Origin of the sequence: Arthrobacter sp. NPDC056691, from assembly GCF_042791415.1 — a bacterium.
In the GTDB taxonomy this organism is placed as follows: Bacteria; Actinomycetota; Actinomycetes; order Actinomycetales; family Micrococcaceae; genus Arthrobacter.
Genome location: NZ_JBHTXX010000026.1, coordinates 1 through 16,470, shown reverse-complemented (window position 1 = coordinate 16,470; position 16,470 = coordinate 1). Strand labels below are relative to the sequence as shown.

Genomic DNA, 16,470 nt, shown 5'->3' with positions numbered 1-16,470 from the left:
CCCTGCGAGCCTGACGGCGTCATCATGAAAGGCACCCTCATGCGTCCTGCGTTCCGCGCCCCCTTCGTCTCTGCCCTTGCTGCCGCCGCCGCCCTCTCCCTGGCGGGCTGCGGGGCCGTGGTTTCGGCAGTTCCGTCGTCGACTTCCCCGGCCGCTTCCGCCACGGCATCGGCTTCACCGAGCCCTTCAGCCTCCGCCTCCGCTCCGGCTCCGGTCGAACTGAAGACCTACACGTTCCCGAACGGGCATGTGTCCTTCAAATACCCGGCAGGCTGGAAGGTTGAACTCTTCACCGGCTCCGGGTCGCCGTCGGAGTCAGCTACCGCGACGGTCATCGACGCCGGCGGCACCGAACAGGCCACCGTGTACTCCGGACCGGTCGCCGACGGCGTCTCGCACCCGGTCACCCGCACCGTCTTCGAGTCCGCGCCGGTTTCGGGACTCGCGGCCCAGCCTGCGCCGGCAGCCCACTACGCGTTCTATGTGGACCGGATGGACACCAATGCGACCTACCGCATGCACCTGGCGGCAGGAGCTCCCAAGCCGGGGCAGGGGTCCGCGCTCGACGGCATCATCCGCGCCGGGAACGGTGTCATCCTGGCCGACGTGAAGTTCATCGAGAAGCCCTTCGCCAACGACGCCGCGGCCAAGTCCTGGCTGGCAGGCACCGAGGGGCAGGCCCTCAAGGCGCTGCTGCTGAGCATCTCGTACAGCTGAGGCGTTTCCCGCTGGTTGAGCGATCTGGTTGAGCTTGTCGAAGCCTTCGATCGACGGCCCGACCCTTCCTCAGGTTTGGTCGGGTTTGGCCTGACGCTTCCTCAGTTTTGGTCGGGTTTGGCCTGACGCTTCCTCAGTTCCTGCAGCGAATCCACCCAACGCTCCCGCACATGTGTATGCGGGAGCGTCGGTGTCTGGGCGACGGGATGTGCGGGAGCGTTGGCGTGTGGGCGACGGAATGTGAGGAGGCGTCGTGAGTCAGGAATGGGCGGCCGTGCAGGCGTCGATCTGGGCCTGGACGATCCCGCCGTAGTAGGCCACCAGCTCGTCAAAATCCCAGCCGTCAAAGAGCCCGAGGGTCCTCACGGTTTCGCCGAAGCCGGTCATCAGAGCGGTGACCGTCGACGCATAGCGGCGGTCCGGCGTCGCATCCCCGATCAGCTTTGCGATGCTCCCGAGGTAGCGTTCGCGTAGCTCGTTCCGCGCTGCCTCGGGGTCCGGGGCATCGTGAACATTGATCGGAATGATGGCCCAGGGCTCCTGCATGCCGCGTTCCCGGCGCATCAGCACGCGGAAGACGAGGGCGCCGCCAAGCTCGGACGCAGGGACGGTCAGTTCGGTGAGCAGCGACTCGTCCGGCTGCACCGCGGCGAACAGCTTGGCTTTGGAGATGAACAGTTTCATCACCAGGGCCGCGGAAACCCCGGCCTCCGCGGCGATGTCCCGGACCGTCACAGCGCGGTAACCGCGTTCGCCGAACAGCCGGCCTGCCGCGGTGAGGATGGACTCCTGGCTGGGGCTGCTCATGCCCGCACCGGCTCCCCGCCGGTCCGGCCTGCGCCGCTCCGTTCTGCGCCTGTCCCACCCGCGGGTTCGGCTGAAAGGTCCACGGTCATGGACCGGTTGTCGACGGCGAGCTTCCGCGCCACGGCTTGATGAGTCACGGGATGAAGCATAGCCACTATGTAGCGTCCGGCGGCGGGCAGCGGAAGTGTGTACACGCCGTCGTCGTCCGTCCTGGCCGTGTCCACATGCTCGCCGGTGGCATGCAGCAGCGTCACCACGGCGCCGGCCACGGGCTCGCCGCCGACGGCCGCCCGGCCGCTGACTTCCAGCCGCTCCTGCAGGAGGAAGTTCTGCTTCAGCGTGCGGCCGTCGAAGTCGAAGACCTCAGCCATCGGCGCCCAGCCCGCAGCGTTGGCCACCACGAGGTACTTCCCGGCACCCGGCAGTGCCACCGAATAGTTGCCCTCGGTGTCCACGCGGCTCCAGTCCACCGGCTCGCCCTCCGTTTGGAGGACGGTGACGACGGCGGGAGTTAGCGGGCGGTGGTCGGGTGCCAGGACGCGCCCTTGCACCACCAGCTCTGCTGCGGCCGGCGCGGACGGGCGGTGGGTGGTGGCGCGCGGAATGAAGATGGTGGCGAGGACGGAGGCGGCGGACGCCAGCGCGGCCATCCAGAACACATCCCGGAACGCGTCGAACGAGGGCAGCCGGGCGGCGCCGAGCGGGATGGTGACCGAGGTCAGCACGGCGGCGACGGCGGCGCTGGAGGTCGATGTGCCGATGGAGCGGACCAGGCTGTTGAGGCCGTTCGCGGAGGCGGTCTCCGTGATCGGGACGGCACCCATGATCAGCGTTGGCATGGCGGCGTAGGCGATGGCCGTGCCGACGCTCACCACGGTGGAGCCGATGATCACCGAGGTGATGGAGTCGTAGAAGAACACCCGTCCCACGTAACCGACGATCATCACGCCGGCGCCCGTCATCAGGGCGGACCTGCCGCCGAAGCGCCGGATGATGCTGCCGGACACGGGGGCGAACACCACCATGGCGAGTCCGGAGGGCACCATGCAGAGGCCGGCCGTGATGACGCTCAGTTCAAAGCCGTAGCCGGTGGCGCCGGGGAGTTGGAGCTGCTGGGTGGTGAGGAGCATGTTGGCGAACATCGCGAAACCGATCAGCAGCGACGCGAGATTGGTCATCAGGACAGGCCGCCGGGCGGTGGTGCGAAGGTCCACCATGGGCTGGCCCACCCTGAGCTCGTAGGGAATCCAGACGGCCAGCAGCAGCGCCGCCGCGAGGAACAGCACGAGCACGGGCTCCGAACCCCAGCCCCAGGCGCCGCCCTTGGAAATGGCCAGCAGCAGCGAGCCCAGTGCGGCGGAGAGCACCAGCGCGCCCGCGTAGTCGAACCGCCCGGGAGTGCGCACCTTGGATTCCGGAACCACAAACACGACGGCGAGGAGCAGCAGCGTTCCGGCGGCCGCGGAAACCCAGAAGATCGACGTCCAGCCGAGGCTTTCATAGAGGAGGCCGGCGAGCGGGAGGCCCATGGCGCTGCCGATGCCCAGGGTGGCGCTCATGAGTGCCACTGCGGAGCCCATCTTTTCCTTGGGCAGTTCATCGCGCATGATGCTGATGCCTACCGGGATCAGCGACGCAGAAAACCCCTGGAGCGCCCGCCCGATGATCAGCCACAGGAATGTCCCGCCCACGGCGGCCATGACCGAGCCGGCCACCATGATCGCCAGGCAGATGACCATCATCTTCCGCTTGCCGTACATGTCGGCGCTGCGTGACACGATCGGCGTGGCGACGGCGCTGGCGAGGAGCGTGGCGGTCACCAGCCAGGATGCGTCGTCGGCCGTGACCGAGAGGATCCGCGGAAAATCGGGCAGCAGTGGCACCACGAGGGTCTGCATCAGTGCCACGAGCGTGCCGCTGAGCGCCAGGACCGTGGTGATGGCGGACGGGCTGCGGGTCGGTTTCGGGGCAGGGGGTGCTGTCATGTGCGGCCTTTGTGGGGGAGGGGGTGCCCGGAATAAGGGTGAACGGGCGTTTACTCCTTCGAGTGAACCATTGTTCACCCTAGGCTGGCAAGGTGCGGGGGCGTTAGTCTGGCCACTCGGGGCAATTACGTGACGCAAACCTTTCGTAATCTGCGGAAGGATAGGCTAGCCTTACTTAGGTTCGCTTCATTCACCTAAGGAGTTCCGTGACTTCCCCCCTCTTCCCCGGCCGGCAGGCCGTCTCCGGCGGTGCTGCCGCCGGCACCACGCGCCGCTCCCTGCTCAGGACCGCCGGCAAGGCCACCGCCGTCCTCGCCGCCGCGGCACTTTCCCTGACCGCGTGCTCCACGGGGCCGGCCTCCACCGCTTCGGAGGCCAGCGCCGCATCGTCCGCCAGCGCACAGTTTCCGGTGACCCTCAAGCACGTCTTTGGTGAAACCACCATCAAAGAGCAGCCCAAGCGCGTCGTCACCGTCTCCTGGGTCAATGACGACGTTGCCATCGCTCTGGGTGTGGTGCCGGTGGGCGTTCCCAAGAACGAGTGGGGCGGCAATGCCCAGGGCTCCACGCCGTGGAAGGACGCTGCGCTGGAGAAGCTCGGCGCGGGCTTCGGTTCGGACAAGGCGCCGGCCCAGTTCTCCGAGGCTGACGGCATCAACTTCACTGAAATTGCCAAGCTCAACCCCGACGTCATCCTGGGCGCCTACTCCGGCCTGACGGAAGAGGACTACAAGAAGCTCAGCGAAATCGCCCCCGTCGTGGCTCAGCCTGAGCTCGCGTACGGCACTCCGTGGCAGGAAGCCACCACCCTGATCGGCAAGGCTCTCGGCAAGACCACCGAAGCGGAGAAGCTCGTTACCGACACCGAGGCCACCATCAAGGCCGAGGCCGCCAAGTACCCACAGATCACGGACAAGACCTTCATCTACGGCAACCTGGAACCGGCCAAGGGTGACGGCGTGAACGTCTACCTCGCCGCCGACAACCGCCCGCGCTTCCTGACCGACATCGGCATGAAGCCGGCCGCCATTGTGGAGGAGAAGTCCAAGGGCTCGAGGGAGTTCTTCACCGGGTGGTCCGCCGAGAAGGCCAACGAGCTAGAGTCCGACGTCTTCGTGACCTGGGTTCCGGATGCCAAGACCAAGGACCAGATCGTCAAGGATCCTCTGCTGAGCCAGATCCCGGCCGTCAAGAAGGGCGCCCTGGTTGCCGGCTCGGACAACACCCTGACACTGGCGATCTCCGCGTCGTCCCCGCTGAGCCTGCCTTGGGCCCTGGACAAGTTCCTGCCGCAGCTCGCAGCCGGCGCTGACGCGGTCAAGTAAGCCCAGTCAAGTAAGCAACCCTGATGACACCGAGCACGACGCCGGCCCCCGCCATCCAGCGCGAACTGGCAGCTAACGACGCCAAAATGCTCGTGAAGGGGCGTTACCTGCCAGTTCGCGCCCGGCCCGCGCGCAAAGCCCCCGGGCCGCGTGCCGCCTGGCTGCTGGCGTCCGCCGTCGTGCTCGCTGTTGGCTGTTGCGCCTCGCTGGCCGTCGGCGCCCGGGGCCTGTCCCTCGAAACCGTGTGGCAGGCCCTGACCCAGTTCGATCCCGCGAACGGCGACCACGCGGTGGTGAACGCCCGGGTCCCGCGGACCGTGCTGGGCCTGCTCGCGGGCGCCGCCCTGGGCCTGGCGGGGGCCGCCATGCAGGGCGTGGCGCGCAACCCGCTGGCAGACCCGGGCATCATCGGCGTCAACGCCGGCGCCGCCCTGGCCGTGGTCACCGGAATCTACGTTTTCGGCGTCTCCTCGCTGACCGGCTACATCTGGTTCGCGTTCATCGGCGCGGCGGCTGCCGCCGTCGTCGTCTACCTCATCGCCTCCATGGGCCGGGACGGCGCGACGCCGGTCAAGCTCGCGTTGGCGGGCGCCGTCCTAAGCGCGGGGCTGTTCTCCCTGATGAACGTCATCCTGGTCTCCAGCCAGGACACCCTGGACCGCTTCCGCTTCTGGCAGGTGGGCGGCATTGCGGGGCGGGACTGGTCCGTGGTGCTGCCCGGCCTGCCGTTCCTCATCCTGGGGGCGCTGATCGTGCTTTTGACCGGAAGGGTCCTTAACAGCCTGGCGCTCGGCGACGACGTGGCCCGCGGCCTGGGCCAGAACGTCGGCCTGGCGCGGGCGGTCACCGCGCTGGGCATCGTCCTGCTGTGCGGGTCGGCGACGGCGCTGGCCGGCCCCATCGGCTTCGTGGGCCTCGTTGTCCCGCACGCTGTCCGCTCCCTGACCGGCCCCGACTACCGCTGGATCCTGCCGTTCTCCGCCGTGCTCGCCCCCGCGCTGCTGCTGGCGTCCGACGTCGCGGGCCGTGTCGTCCTGCTGCCCGGCGAGGTCCCGGCCGGCATCATGACCGCGCTGATCGGTGCGCCGGTGTTCGTCTGGCTGGTCCGCCGCGGCAAGGGGGCCGGCCTGTGACTACCGCGTCCCAGGCCCGGGAATCCGCCACCGAGATGGCACTTGGCGGCAGTGCTGCGCGCAAACATCGCCGTTATCTGCCATCTCGCGGACGCCTGCTGAACCGGACAACGGTACTGGCCGCCGCCGTCGTGCTTCTCCTGGCCGCCAGCATCCTGCTGGGCAGCTACACCGTCACCATCCCGGACTTCTTCAAAATCCTCACCGTCCACTTCACCGGCGGCGAGAAGATCCCCGGCGCCAGCTTCATCGTGATGGAGGCCAAGCTGCCGCGGGCTGTCATTGGCACGCTGATCGGACTGGCCTTCGGGCTCTCGGGCGCGCTGTTCCAGACCATGCTCCGGAACCCGCTCGCCAGCCCGGACGTCATCGGCATCAGCTCCGGCGCCAGCGCGGCCGCGGTCCTGGCCATTGTGGTGTTCGGGGCCTCCGGCGCCGCGGTGTCCGGCGCTGCCCTCGGCGGTGCGATGGCCGTGGCGGCGCTGATCTACGGCATCTCCCGCAGCGGATCCCTGGGCGGGGGCGGCAGCCGCGGGCACGCTGCCGGCAGCCGCCTCATCCTTGCCGGCGTCGGCATCGCCGCTGCGCTGCACGCCGTGGTCAGCTTCCTCATGACCCGGGCCGACATCCGCACCGCCGCCGAGGCGCTGATCTGGATCAACGGCTCACTCAACTCCGCCAGCTGGGACCGTGCCGGCGTCCTGGCCCTGGCGCTGACGGTCCTGGTTCCGGCCGCCGCCCTGCTGGCCGGGCCGCTGCGCATCCTCGAGCTGGGGGACGACGCCGCTGCGGGACTCGGCATCCGGGTGGGTGCCACCCGGCTGGGTCTGGTACTCACCGCCGTCGCGCTGGCCGCAGTGGCGACGTCGGCTGCCGGACCCGTGGCGTTCGTCGCTTTCCTGGCCGGCCCCATCGCGCGCCGTTTTACCGGCCGATCCAGCCTCCCGGCGTCGGCCCTGGTGGGCGCCCTGACCGTCCTGGCTGCGGATTACTTCGCGGCCAATATCGCCCCGCTGCTGCTGGACGGCACCGTCCTGCCGGTCGGCGTCGTCACGGGCGCCCTCGGTGCCCCCTTCCTGCTGTGGCTCCTGGTCACGTCCAACCGAAAGGATGCCTGATGGCTGTTCTGCAAGCCCGGGACCTCACGCTGCAGTACGATCAGCGCCGGGTCGTGGAAAACCTCACAGCGGAGATCCCCGAGGGCAGGGTGACCATGATCGTGGGTGCCAATGCCTGCGGAAAATCCACGCTCCTGCGTGGCCTGTCCCGGCTCCTCAAGCCTGCCGGCGGCAGCGTCACCCTCGACGGCAAGGACATCCACTCCCGCCCGGCGCGCGAGCTGGCCCGCACCCTCGGCCTGCTGCCGCAGCACCCGGCAGCGCCGGACGGCATCACCGTCCATGACCTGGTGGGCCGCGGGCGCTATCCGCACCAGGGTTTCTTCCGCAGCTGGTCGGAGAAGGACGACGCCGCCGTGCAGCGTGCGCTGGAAGCCACCGAAACGCTGGAGCTCGCCGGGCGGAACGTCGACGAACTGTCCGGCGGTCAGCGCCAGCGGGTGTGGATCGCCATGGCGCTCGCCCAGGAAACGGAGGTGCTGCTGCTCGACGAGCCCACCACCTACCTGGACCTGGCGCACCAGGTTGAGGTGCTGGACCTGGTCACGGACCTCAACCGGCAGCGCGGCACCACGGTGGCGATCGTGCTGCACGACCTCAACCTTGCCGCGCGGTACGCAGATCACGTCATCGCGCTTAAGGCCGGTCAGATCTTGGCCGTGGGCCCGTCGTCCAGCGTGATTACCGAGGAGCTGGTCCGGAATGTCTTCGGGCTGGAATGCCGGGTGGTGCCGGACCCGGTGTCCGGCACGCCGCTGATCATTCCCCTCGGCAGGCACCACGCCGACCCAAAAGTTCCGACCACGACCCTGGAGATGGCTTCATGAGCGCAGTACAGAACAGTTCCGCCCGCACCTCCACCACGGACCGTCCAGGCTTTGCCACCGAGCCGATGACCCTGGCGTTTGATGTCACCGTCTCGGCCGTGCAGGAGCTCAACCCGAACTTCCGGCGCGTGACGTTCGGCGGCTACTCGCTGCGCGACTTCGGCGTCCACGGCGACAGCCTGGACCTGCGCATCAAGCTCATGATCCCGTCGCTGGCACCGGACGGCAGCCGGCTTCCGTTGCCAAAGTTCCGGATGGAGGAGAGCGGCTGGTACCAAGAGTGGCTGGCCATGGATCCGGCCACCCGCGGCTCCATGCGCACCTACACCGTCCGGCAGGCCCGGCTGGACGCCGTGTATCCGGAGATCGACGTCGACTTCGTGATGCATTTCGACGCCGACGGGAACGGCGGCCCTGCGGCGAACTGGGCGCTGACGGCCACGCCGGGCGACGCCCTCACCCTGATCGGGCCGAACAACCGCGCGGCGCATTGCGTCACAGCGGAAACGTACTCGGGCATCGAATGGCGGCCGGGCCTGGCCGGGCGTGTGCTCCTGGCCGGTGACGAGACGGCGGTCCCCGCGATCAGCGCCATCCTCGAAAGCCTGCCCGGATACATGACCGGGCATGCTTTCCTGGAAGTTCCCGAGGCGGGCGACTTCCTGGACCTGGAGACGGCGGCCGACGTCGAAATCACCTGGCTGGCGCGCGGCGCCTCGATCGGCAGGTCCCGGCCGCACGGCGAGCTCCTGCAGGAGGCTGTCCGGGCCGCCGTCCCCGTGCCCGGCTGGGTGGGCATCAAGTCCGCCGAAGCCGCCGGACCGGAGCCCGACGACGTGAACGTGGACCAGGAGATCCTCTGGGAAACCCCGGCCCGCCTCGACGCAGCCGCCGTCAGCACCACGAAGAACCCGGACAAGCCCGCGGGTGCCCTGCCCTTCTACGCGTGGATCGCCGGGGAGGCCGGGGTCATCAAGGGGATGCGCCGCTACCTGGTCCGCGACGTCGGGATCGACCGGAAGCAGGTGGCGTTCATGGGGTACTGGCGGCAGGGGAAAGCCGAGCTCTGACCCTGTGCGCTCCGGGGGCACAGACGCTCCCTCAGTTCCTGTCGCCTCAACCCCGACCCTTCCTCAGGTTTCGTCGCATGAACCACGACGCTTCCGCACCTTCAAGGCTTGGGTGAAGGCCCGCCGTCGTTCATCTCCGGTTTCCTTGGGTGTTGCTCCGCACGTGTACCTTGTCCGGGTGGGTGTCTCTCCATTGCTTCCCGACCGGGGCAGACGGCGGGTGTTCGTTGCCCTCGGGGATTCGTTTACCGAGGGCGTCGGTGACCGGAGTTCCCGGATGCCGAACGGAGTGCGCGGCTGGGCGGACCGCGTTGCGGAGAAGCTGGCCAAGGCAGAACCCGGCTGGCACTACGCCAACCTTGCGATCAGGAGCAAGCGGCTGCGCCACATCGTGGATGAACAGCTGGAACCGGCGCTCGCCATGAAACCCACGCTCGTTACCCTCTACGCCGGCGGCAACGACATCCTGGACTTTGGCACCGACATGGACCAACTCCTGGCCCAATACGAGGAGTTGGTGGCCCGGCTGGCGGCCACCGGCGCCACTCTGGTCCTGTTCACCGGGTTCGACGTCAAGGTGTCAGCGGTGCTGGAACCGCTGAAGAAGCGGAATACCCTGTACAACCTGCGGGTCCGTGAGATCGCGGCCAAGTACGGGGCTGTACTGGTGGACTACTGGTGTTTCGAGGCCTTCCATGACCGCAGGATGTGGGACACCGACCGGCTGCACATGTCCAAGGCCGGCCACAAGTACCTCGCCGCCCAAGTTCTGGACCATCTGGGCGTGCCGCACAAGATCAGCCTCAAGGAGTGGGAGCCGCTGGCCAGGGTGACGCTCCGCGACTGGGAACGGCGGCAGCGGCGCTGGGTGAATGACTGGGTGCTGCCGCTCTTTGGCCGGAAGCTTCGGGGCGTCACGCTGGGCGACAACCTTTGCCCGCGGTGGCCGCAACCGGTGAAGGTCCCGCGCAAGGGCGGCCTGAAAAAGCTGATGGAGCCGCCGGCCGATTAGCCCCGCGATTAGTCGAGCAGGTTTTCGAACCCCGGGGCAGCGCGGTTCGCGGCGAATTCCATGACATCGAGGTCGGCAACGCCGTGCACGTTGAACGGGTCCTTGGCCAGTGACTCGTCGAGCGTCGGACGGTCGGTCCTGGAGAGCAGCACGCCGCCCGTGCGCGGAACCTTGCGGCCGGCGGCGATGAAGACGCCCTGGTCAAAGGCGTCCTTCAGCCAGTCCACGTGGGCATCCAGGTGCTGGTCCACGATCTCCTGGGCAACTTTGTAGGTCAGGGAAACTACGTACATGAACGCCAGCCTACCGCCAGGGCCCGGCTCCCTGCGGCTCGCCGCCGCCGGAAGCGGCCTTGAACCGTCAAGCGTCAGTTCTCCTAGGATGGAGTAATGACCGAACCGCGCTGGCTGACCGCCAATGAACGCCGGGCATGGCTTGCCCTGCTGAGCATCAACACCATGCTGCCCGCGTCGCTCGATACCCAACTGCATGCCGCGGGCAAGGTGTCGCTGTTCGACTACAACGTGCTGGCGATGCTCTCCGAGGCCGAAGGGCGCTTCCTGCCCATGAGCGAGCTGGCGGCCAGGACCAGCGCCTCCCTCTCCCGGCTGTCCCATGTGGTCACGAAGCTCCAGAACCGTGGCTGGGTGGAACGCCGGCCGCATCCCGGCGACGCCCGCGTCACCACCGCGCACCTCACCGAAGAGGGCATGTCCACCATCGTGGAACTGGCCCCTGGCCACGTGGAATCCGTGCGCTCGCTGTTCCTTGACGCCCTGACTGAGCGTGACGTGGCGGACCTCGCCCGCATCGGCGAAAAGATTGTGGCCCGCCTGGACAGCAATCACTGGATCCTCCGCGAGCAGCAGTAGCACCACCCGGCATCCGGATCCCCGGCGCGCCACGCACTGTGTCTTGGTTGCTCCCGGCAACGGGTGGCAGACTTGCTCCCATGGATTTCACGGCCCGCTACGTCGCCCTTGGAGATTCCTTCACGGAGGGCGTCGGCGACGACGACCCTATGCGGCCCAACGGGGTCCGCGGCTGGGCTGACAGGGTAGCGGAGCAGCTGGCCTCGGCTGACCCCGGCTTCGGCTACGCCAACCTCGCCATCCGCGGCCGCAAGCTGCGGCAGATCCTGGCCGAACAGGTTGATGCCGCCATTGCGCTCAGGCCAACCCTGGTGACTCTCTATGCCGGTGCCAACGACATTCTCCGGCCCAAGATCGACATCGACGACCTGCTCGCGGACTACGAAAAAGCTGTGGAAAAGCTCGCGGCCACTGGTGCCACCGTGGTGCTGTTCACGGGGTTCGACGCGCGGGGCTCGAAGGTCTTTGGCACCATGCGGGGGCGTACGGCCATCTACAACGAACTCGTGCGCGGCATCGCCGGGGACCACGGCGCCCTGCTGGTGGATTACTGGCGCTTCAACGAATACTACGACTGGGGCATGTGGGCGAAGGACCGGATGCACATGTCCGCCGCCGGCCACGCCAACATGGCCAGGCGTGTCCTGACGGTTCTCGAACACGAGCACTCCATCGAAGTTCCGCCAATGACCCCCGTTCCGGAGCTCAGCAAGGCGGAGGCGCTGCGGGCCAACGCCCGCTGGGTCCGGGAATTCGCCGCTCCGTGGGTGGTCCGGCGGGTCACCGGAAAGTCCTCCGGTGACAACCTCCAGCCGAGGTACGCCCAGCTCACCCGGCTCTAACCCTGCCGGAATCCGCTCGTCGCCAGCAGTTCGCCGTTTGCGCGGACGGCCAGCGCCTCGATGTCCCACATGGCGGTGGCGCGGTTGAGCATGGGAACCCCGCCGGCCACGATCGCGGTTGCCAGAACATCGGCCGTGACAACGTCCGCCGCGGCGACGGAGACCTGCCGGAATTCCACGGCCCCTGCCGTGACGCTCCAGATGTGGTCCCCGCGTTCAGCGGAACCGGAGGTGGCCAGCGCCAGCCTGGTCCCGCCGTCGGCCGTCTTTCCGCCCAGCGGGAAACCGGCCAGCAGGGTCCTCCGGTCGGCCGGATCAACGATCCCCGCCCGCCAGGGCGCATCGGTGCCGGGGCTGGGGGAGCCGCTGACCAGCACGTCCCCGCCGGCGTTCAGGCACCAGTTGCCCATGCCCAGCGCCTGCAGCGACGTGCCGGCTTCCCTGATGGCGTGCCCCTTCACGATGCCGGAGAGATCCAGCGCGCCGTCCGGACGTTCCGGCGTGAACGCAGCCTCGGTGAGGAGCCTCCACTCGGCTGCCTCCTCGTATTGCGCCCGCATTTCCGCCGACGCCTCCGGCAGCGGGAGTTCACCGCGCACCAGCCGGCTCGCCTCCGAATCGGGGCGGTAGAGGCTGAAGATGCTGTCCAGTTGCGTGAAAAGGCGTTCGACGACGGCGGTGGCCGCTTCCAGCTCATCAGCCGCAGCCTGGGGTGCTTTGTGCGCGTCCGTGGGGACGGTCAGGCTGATGACAGTCCCCATGCAGGTGAAGGTCCGGGCCCGGAGGCGGTGGGTGACCTCAGAGGTTTGCTGCATCGAGGGCTGCCTGGAGGGAGGTGAGATAGGCGTCGCTGGTCACGGTGGCGCCACCCACCGTCTGCACGTTGGCAGACTGTGCCTGGAGCACCTCGCTGCGAAGAATCGGGGCGGCGTAGTTGCTGATCTGTACGGACCGGCCCTCGGCGTCGGTCAGTTTCAGGGCGGTGACGTCCGTGATCTGCCCGGCCTTCACGGTGATCTGGACCTGCACGGTACCGAAGCGGGTCTGGACCACATCGCCGTCGTACGTGCCGCCGGCCTTGGCCGCCGCGCCTGCGGCGCCTGCGGCTCCGGCCGCGCCGGATGCGCCAGTCGTGCCGGATGCGCCAGGCGTGCCGGAACTGTCTGTCGTGCCGGACGACGCCGATGATCCCGACGAGCCGGTGCCGCTGCCGTCCGTGGTTCCCGTCCCCGACGCCTGATTTCCGGTTGCTGCGGCCGCAACCGCGCTGCGTGTGTCGGCCACATGGACACCTGACTGCCAACCGACCAGGAGGATGCCGGCCGAAGCCAGGGCGGCTGAAACTGCTGCTCTGATTCTCACCAGTCGAACCTCTCGTGATGGAGTTGATCTTCGTGGACGCCTGCGGCGCGGGCGGCGTCCAGGACGTTGCCTGCCCACCGTGAGGGCCCGCATACATAGACGTCGGCGTGGGAGATTTCCGGGACGTAGTCCGCCAGGGAATACCCCGAGCGGTGCTCGGCGGCCGGAAGCCAGCTGTCGGGCGAGCCGGGGTCCCGTCCGCCGGTCAGGTGGAAGAGGGTGGCGCCGCGCCGCCGGCACAGTTCGAGAATTTCCTCGCCCAGGTAGAGCTCCTGGCCGCTGTGCCCGCGGAGCAGGACCGTCGCCTGGCCCGGGGCGAAAGGGGTGGTCTCCAGGAGGGCCCGCAACGGCGTGATACCGATGCCGGCGCCGATCATGACCACGAGGTCCTTGCTGCGTGCTGCTGAGCTGAAGAGTCCGTAGGGTCCTTCGACGGCAACCTTCGTTCCGCGCCGCAGCCTGAGCAGCTGCGCCGAACCCCGGCCCAGATTACGCACCGTGATCCGCAGTCTCCCGTGCCCGTCCGGTCCGGTCCGCACCGGCTCCGCAGACAGGCTGAACGGATGCGGATGCCACCACAGGCCCGGGGCGAGGAAGCGCCAGATGAAGAACCGTCCGCCGGTGCCGGCCAGCGAACCGAGCTGCAGGCCGCTCATTTCGATGTTGACCACGCCGGGAGCCACAGGGGTGACCCGCTCAACCGTGAGCTGATGCCTGAAGGTGGCCCGTACGGGCTGGATGATCCGGTAGTACAGCAGGGCGGCCCCGGTGGCGATGCAGATGGCGAGCCAGTACCAGCGCTGCCAGGTGCCGACGGCGAAGAGCCCGCCCACGCTGAACTGGTGCGGCAGCGACGTGAGCACGGCAGCGTAAGTGAGCAGGTGCACTGCATACCAGAATTCGTAAGGGAAGCGCCGGCGGACCGCCACCAGGGACGTGACAACAACCGCGATGAAGAGCGCCAGGGAGATGAACGCGAGCCACATGTCGGGCACCAGCACCCAGAGCGCCACCGCTTCGCTGACCGGGTCGAGCCCTTCTGCCATGCCGTAGCCCACCGCGATGAGGAGACCGTGGGCCAACAGCAGGTATAGCGACGGTTTCCCGAGCTTCCGGTGAAACTCCAGGGCCCGGTCGTGCCCCACCGCGCTGTCGATCAGGGGGATTCTGGCGGCCAGCAGGAGCATGAGCAGCACGAGGTCCATGCCGGCAAGGCCGGCAATGATGCCCAGCGCCGTGATCATGCCGGCCGGCGAGGACGCCGCCGTCAGGCCGCCGTCGGCAAGCCAGAGCGCAAGCGAAGCTGCCAACGAGGACCAGGCCGCCACTGTCAGGGCGTCGGCGCGGAGAAGCCTGCGCCGGTGCTGGCCGGCGAAGCGGCCGGTCTCCCGAACCGGAGCAGGCCGGCGGTGCGGACGCGTCGGAGTGCCGGTCCCGGGGGAGGGCAAGAGCTGTGTGTTCATGGCTCAAGATTCCGCCCCGAGCCTTTGACTTTGCTGTGAGGAGCCTTCTTTCCGGATATGTCTTGGAGGAAGGCCGTCCCGACGGGGGTGGCCGGAGGGCCGTGCACGCTGAACGGCCGGGGCTGCTCTATAACACCAGTCCACGCCGGATTGGTCTTTAATTCGCGTGTCTCGTAGACTTGGTTGGCGCTAGGTGGCGCGGAGCGTGTGCAATTGCTCCGGTTTGCGGTGGCTGTTGGCAGTATTCACAGTCCCGGAGGCCGGTAGTTAGGGGCTCAAGTTGCGTGCATTCCTGTATTGGCCCAGTATCCCGGCACTTCGCAGTGGCTTCCATTGCCAGGTGTTCGCGGCTCGTCGTATCCCGCAGCAGTAAACCCGGTTCGCCGGTGTTGGAGCGTGCGGACACATGAGACTGGATCCGGACGCCGCCTGCCGCACGGTGAAGCAGAACTCTGCCAGCCGTTTCATTTCATTTTTTCAGAGGAGAGTCGTCATGGCAGCACACTGCCAGGTGACCGGAGCCGAGCCGGGCTTTGGACACAGCATTTCGCACTCGCACCGTCGCAACAAGCGCCGGTTCGACCCGAACATCCAGAAGAAGCGCTACTGGGTTCCGTCCCTGCGCCGTAATGTCACTTTGCAGGTCTCTGCAAAGGGCATCAAGACCATCGACGTACGCGGCATCGACGTTGTCGTCGCCGACATCCTGGCACGAGGAGTGAAGCTCTAGTGGCAAAGGACAAGGACGTACGTCCGATCATCAAGCTCAAGTCGACCGCGGGCACGGGTTACACCTACGTAACCCGTAAGAACCGTCGTAACGATCCGGACCGCCTGGTCCTGAAGAAGTACGACCCCAAGATCCGCCAGCACGTCGAATTCCGAGAGGAGCGCTAAACACATGGCTAAGAAGTCCAAGATTGCTCGCAACGAGCAGCGCAAGGTCATCGTTGAGCGTTACGCTGCAAAGCGCCTCGAGCTGAAGAAGACCCTGGTTGACCCGAACGCGACTGACGAAGCACGCGAAGCTGCACGCCTCGGCCTGCAGAAGCTGCCCCGCAACGCCTCCCCGATCCGTCTGCGTAACCGCGACATCATCGACGGCCGTCCGCGCGGTACCTTCCAGAAGTTCGGTATCTCCCGTGTTCGCTTCCGCGACATGGCTCACCGCGGTGAGCTCCCGGGCATCACCAAGTCTTCCTGGTAATTCAGCACCGCTGATTCCAGCTGCTTGAGGAGGGCCGGCAACCACTTGGTTGCCGGCCCTCCTTTGCGTTAACGAATCTGCTGGGTGGCGCTGGTTGACCGGGTGACGCACCGCACAGAACGGAATTACGACGGCGATGGCCGGCTTTTCTGCCCACCGCACCTAATTCGCCGCGGAATACCGCGGTTTCGGGCCGCTATCCGGCCGATTTGCGTGGGCCTTTGGGGGCGTGTAGAGTCTTTCGAGTCGCCGCCGCTGATGCGGAAAGATAGCGACCGACCCCCTTTCAAATGGCCTGGAAAATGGTGCGCTTAGCGGTGTGCTGTGGACGGGTGGGGGCCTGCCTGCTGGCTGGGAATCGTGGAAACGCTGATTTGCAAAGCTTTGCCGGGTCGGGTAAGTTTGAAAAGTTGCTCCGGAGCGATCCTGAATGTTTGGTTTGGGTGGTGCCGGGTGTGTCTGTTGTTTGAGAACTCAATAGTGTGCCAAGTTTATTGATACCGATTTTTTATGAATTGGTTGGATTGGCCGGGCTGTCCACGTTCGTGGGTGGTCTGGTTTTTACAGCTGGTTTCAAATTTTGTGCAGCCGGGTTTCCGCGTTATTTCCGTGGTGCCTGGTTGTGTCTGTTTGTTTTCAACGGAGAGTTTGATCCTGGCTCAGGATGAACGCTGGCGGCGTGCTTAACACATGCAAGTCGAACGATGATCCGGTGCTTGCACCGGGGATT

The 16,470-nt window shown here is 67.2% G+C and carries 18 protein-coding genes and 1 rRNA gene; 13 read left to right on the top strand and 6 right to left on the bottom strand.

All coding sequences use genetic code 11. The annotated features are described in order from the left end of the window. Positions 1-24 precede the first annotated feature (24 nt). Entirely contained in the window at positions 25-717 is a 693-nt protein-coding gene (locus ACFRAU_RS18450) for a hypothetical protein (protein WP_378000979.1), read from the top strand. 258 nt (positions 718-975) lie between these two features. Here the strand turns inward: ACFRAU_RS18450 and ACFRAU_RS18445 are convergent, their stop codons facing one another. Together ACFRAU_RS18445 and ACFRAU_RS18440 are read right to left on the bottom strand one after the other, a co-directional pair. Continuing rightward, the gene (locus tag ACFRAU_RS18445) at positions 976-1,524 is read right to left on the bottom strand and encodes a TetR family transcriptional regulator (protein ID WP_377994989.1); all 549 of its coding nucleotides are present in this window, start codon (positions 1,522-1,524) and stop codon (positions 976-978) included. After that, positions 1,521-3,509: an MFS transporter gene (locus tag ACFRAU_RS18440; RefSeq protein ID WP_378000978.1), complete on the bottom strand. Its 1,989-nt coding sequence runs from the start codon at positions 3,507-3,509 to the stop codon at positions 1,521-1,523. Before ACFRAU_RS18440 ends, ACFRAU_RS18445 begins: the two co-directional genes overlap by 4 nt. Positions 3,510-3,715: 206 nt before the next feature. On the opposite strand from ACFRAU_RS18440, the gene ACFRAU_RS18435 reads away from it, so the two are divergent. From ACFRAU_RS18435 to ACFRAU_RS18410, 6 genes are all read left to right on the top strand, one after another. Next, positions 3,716-4,834, top strand: a complete 1,119-nt coding sequence (locus tag ACFRAU_RS18435; protein ID WP_378000977.1) for an iron-siderophore ABC transporter substrate-binding protein — start codon at positions 3,716-3,718, stop codon at positions 4,832-4,834. An 86-nt stretch (positions 4,835-4,920) separates the two neighbouring features. Continuing rightward, complete coding sequence (locus tag ACFRAU_RS18430) at positions 4,921-5,967, top strand: FecCD family ABC transporter permease (protein ID WP_378001031.1); 1,047 nt, start codon at positions 4,921-4,923, stop codon at positions 5,965-5,967. A gap of 35 nt (positions 5,968-6,002) precedes the next feature. Beyond that, positions 6,003-7,085 (top strand): FecCD family ABC transporter permease, encoded by a 1,083-nt coding sequence (locus tag ACFRAU_RS18425; protein WP_378001030.1) that lies wholly within the window; start codon positions 6,003-6,005, stop codon positions 7,083-7,085. Continuing rightward, positions 7,085-7,912, top strand: a complete 828-nt coding sequence (locus ACFRAU_RS18420; protein ID WP_378000976.1) for an ABC transporter ATP-binding protein — start codon at positions 7,085-7,087, stop codon at positions 7,910-7,912. Before ACFRAU_RS18425 ends, ACFRAU_RS18420 begins: the two co-directional genes overlap by 1 nt. Further along, entirely contained in the window at positions 7,909-8,982 is a 1,074-nt protein-coding gene (locus ACFRAU_RS18415) for a siderophore-interacting protein (protein WP_378000975.1), read from the top strand. The genes ACFRAU_RS18420 and ACFRAU_RS18415 overlap by 4 nt, the downstream gene beginning before the upstream one ends. 178 nt (positions 8,983-9,160) lie before the next feature. Next, entirely contained in the window at positions 9,161-9,994 is an 834-nt protein-coding gene (locus ACFRAU_RS18410) for an SGNH/GDSL hydrolase family protein (protein ID WP_378001029.1), read from the top strand. Positions 9,995-10,002: 8 nt separating this feature from the next. Here the strand turns inward: ACFRAU_RS18410 and ACFRAU_RS18405 are convergent, their stop codons facing one another. Beyond that, the gene (locus tag ACFRAU_RS18405; protein WP_378000974.1) at positions 10,003-10,287 is read right to left on the bottom strand and encodes a YciI family protein; all 285 of its coding nucleotides are present in this window, start codon (positions 10,285-10,287) and stop codon (positions 10,003-10,005) included. Positions 10,288-10,383: 96 nt separating this feature from the next. Between ACFRAU_RS18405 and ACFRAU_RS18400 the strand changes: the two genes are divergently transcribed. Beyond that, positions 10,384-10,866 (top strand): MarR family winged helix-turn-helix transcriptional regulator, encoded by a 483-nt coding sequence (locus tag ACFRAU_RS18400; RefSeq protein ID WP_377994982.1) that lies wholly within the window; start codon positions 10,384-10,386, stop codon positions 10,864-10,866. Between the two features lie 80 nt (positions 10,867-10,946). Next, positions 10,947-11,708, top strand: a complete 762-nt coding sequence (locus tag ACFRAU_RS18395; RefSeq protein WP_378000973.1) for an SGNH/GDSL hydrolase family protein — start codon at positions 10,947-10,949, stop codon at positions 11,706-11,708. On the opposite strand, the gene ACFRAU_RS18390 is transcribed toward ACFRAU_RS18395, so the two are convergent. From ACFRAU_RS18390 to ACFRAU_RS18380, 3 genes are read right to left on the bottom strand one after another with little or no spacing between them, the layout of a single operon-like run. Further along, a complete protein-coding gene (locus tag ACFRAU_RS18390) occupies positions 11,705-12,469 on the bottom strand; it encodes an FAD:protein FMN transferase (RefSeq protein ID WP_378001028.1) in 765 nt (254 codons plus the stop codon). The two genes, ACFRAU_RS18395 and ACFRAU_RS18390, sit on opposite strands and share 4 nt — an antisense overlap. 37 nt (positions 12,470-12,506) lie before the next feature. Then, positions 12,507-13,070: an FMN-binding protein gene (locus tag ACFRAU_RS18385; protein WP_378000972.1), complete on the bottom strand. Its 564-nt coding sequence runs from the start codon at positions 13,068-13,070 to the stop codon at positions 12,507-12,509. Continuing rightward, positions 13,067-14,533: a ferric reductase-like transmembrane domain-containing protein gene (locus tag ACFRAU_RS18380; protein ID WP_378000971.1), complete on the bottom strand. Its 1,467-nt coding sequence runs from the start codon at positions 14,531-14,533 to the stop codon at positions 13,067-13,069. Before ACFRAU_RS18380 ends, ACFRAU_RS18385 begins: the two co-directional genes overlap by 4 nt. A 493-nt stretch (positions 14,534-15,026) precedes the next feature. Between ACFRAU_RS18380 and rpmB the strand changes: the two genes are divergently transcribed. The 4 genes from rpmB to ACFRAU_RS18360 form a co-directional block, all read left to right on the top strand. Next, positions 15,027-15,263, top strand: coding sequence for a 50S ribosomal protein L28 (gene rpmB, locus ACFRAU_RS18375; protein ID WP_003798559.1), 237 nt, complete (start codon positions 15,027-15,029; stop codon positions 15,261-15,263). Continuing rightward, positions 15,263-15,430: a 50S ribosomal protein L33 gene (gene rpmG / locus ACFRAU_RS18370; RefSeq protein WP_003798558.1), complete on the top strand. Its 168-nt coding sequence runs from the start codon at positions 15,263-15,265 to the stop codon at positions 15,428-15,430. Before rpmB ends, rpmG begins: the two co-directional genes overlap by 1 nt. 4 nt (positions 15,431-15,434) lie before the next feature. After that, positions 15,435-15,740: a 30S ribosomal protein S14 gene (rpsN, locus tag ACFRAU_RS18365; RefSeq protein ID WP_003798555.1), complete on the top strand. Its 306-nt coding sequence runs from the start codon at positions 15,435-15,437 to the stop codon at positions 15,738-15,740. Positions 15,741-16,376: 636 nt separating this feature from the next. Continuing rightward, positions 16,377-16,470: ribosomal RNA gene (locus tag ACFRAU_RS18360) — 16S ribosomal RNA — on the top strand; the annotation flags it as partial.

Excerpts from the sequence above, each read along its gene's own strand:
- ACFRAU_RS18425 (WP_378001030.1), top strand. The coding sequence starts at position 6,003 with ATGGCACTTGGCGGCAGTGCTGCGCGCAAACATCGCCGTTATCTGCCA.
- ACFRAU_RS18405 (WP_378000974.1), bottom strand. The coding sequence starts at position 10,287 with ATGTACGTAGTTTCCCTGACCTACAAAGTTGCCCAGGAGATCGTGGAC.
- ACFRAU_RS18380 (WP_378000971.1), bottom strand. The coding sequence starts at position 14,533 with ATGAACACACAGCTCTTGCCCTCCCCCGGGACCGGCACTCCGACGCGT.
- ACFRAU_RS18445 (WP_377994989.1), bottom strand. The coding sequence starts at position 1,524 with ATGAGCAGCCCCAGCCAGGAGTCCATCCTCACCGCGGCAGGCCGGCTG.
- rpmB (WP_003798559.1), top strand. The coding sequence starts at position 15,027 with ATGGCAGCACACTGCCAGGTGACCGGAGCCGAGCCGGGCTTTGGACAC.
- ACFRAU_RS18415 (WP_378000975.1), top strand. The coding sequence starts at position 7,909 with ATGAGCGCAGTACAGAACAGTTCCGCCCGCACCTCCACCACGGACCGT.
- ACFRAU_RS18390 (WP_378001028.1), bottom strand. The coding sequence starts at position 12,469 with ATGGGGACTGTCATCAGCCTGACCGTCCCCACGGACGCGCACAAAGCA.
- ACFRAU_RS18395 (WP_378000973.1), top strand. The coding sequence starts at position 10,947 with ATGGATTTCACGGCCCGCTACGTCGCCCTTGGAGATTCCTTCACGGAG.
- rpsN (WP_003798555.1), top strand. The coding sequence starts at position 15,435 with ATGGCTAAGAAGTCCAAGATTGCTCGCAACGAGCAGCGCAAGGTCATC.
- ACFRAU_RS18420 (WP_378000976.1), top strand. The coding sequence starts at position 7,085 with ATGGCTGTTCTGCAAGCCCGGGACCTCACGCTGCAGTACGATCAGCGC.
- ACFRAU_RS18440 (WP_378000978.1), bottom strand. The coding sequence starts at position 3,509 with ATGACAGCACCCCCTGCCCCGAAACCGACCCGCAGCCCGTCCGCCATC.
- ACFRAU_RS18450 (WP_378000979.1), top strand. The coding sequence starts at position 25 with ATGAAAGGCACCCTCATGCGTCCTGCGTTCCGCGCCCCCTTCGTCTCT.
- ACFRAU_RS18430 (WP_378001031.1), top strand. The coding sequence starts at position 4,921 with ATGCTCGTGAAGGGGCGTTACCTGCCAGTTCGCGCCCGGCCCGCGCGC.
- ACFRAU_RS18400 (WP_377994982.1), top strand. The coding sequence starts at position 10,384 with ATGACCGAACCGCGCTGGCTGACCGCCAATGAACGCCGGGCATGGCTT.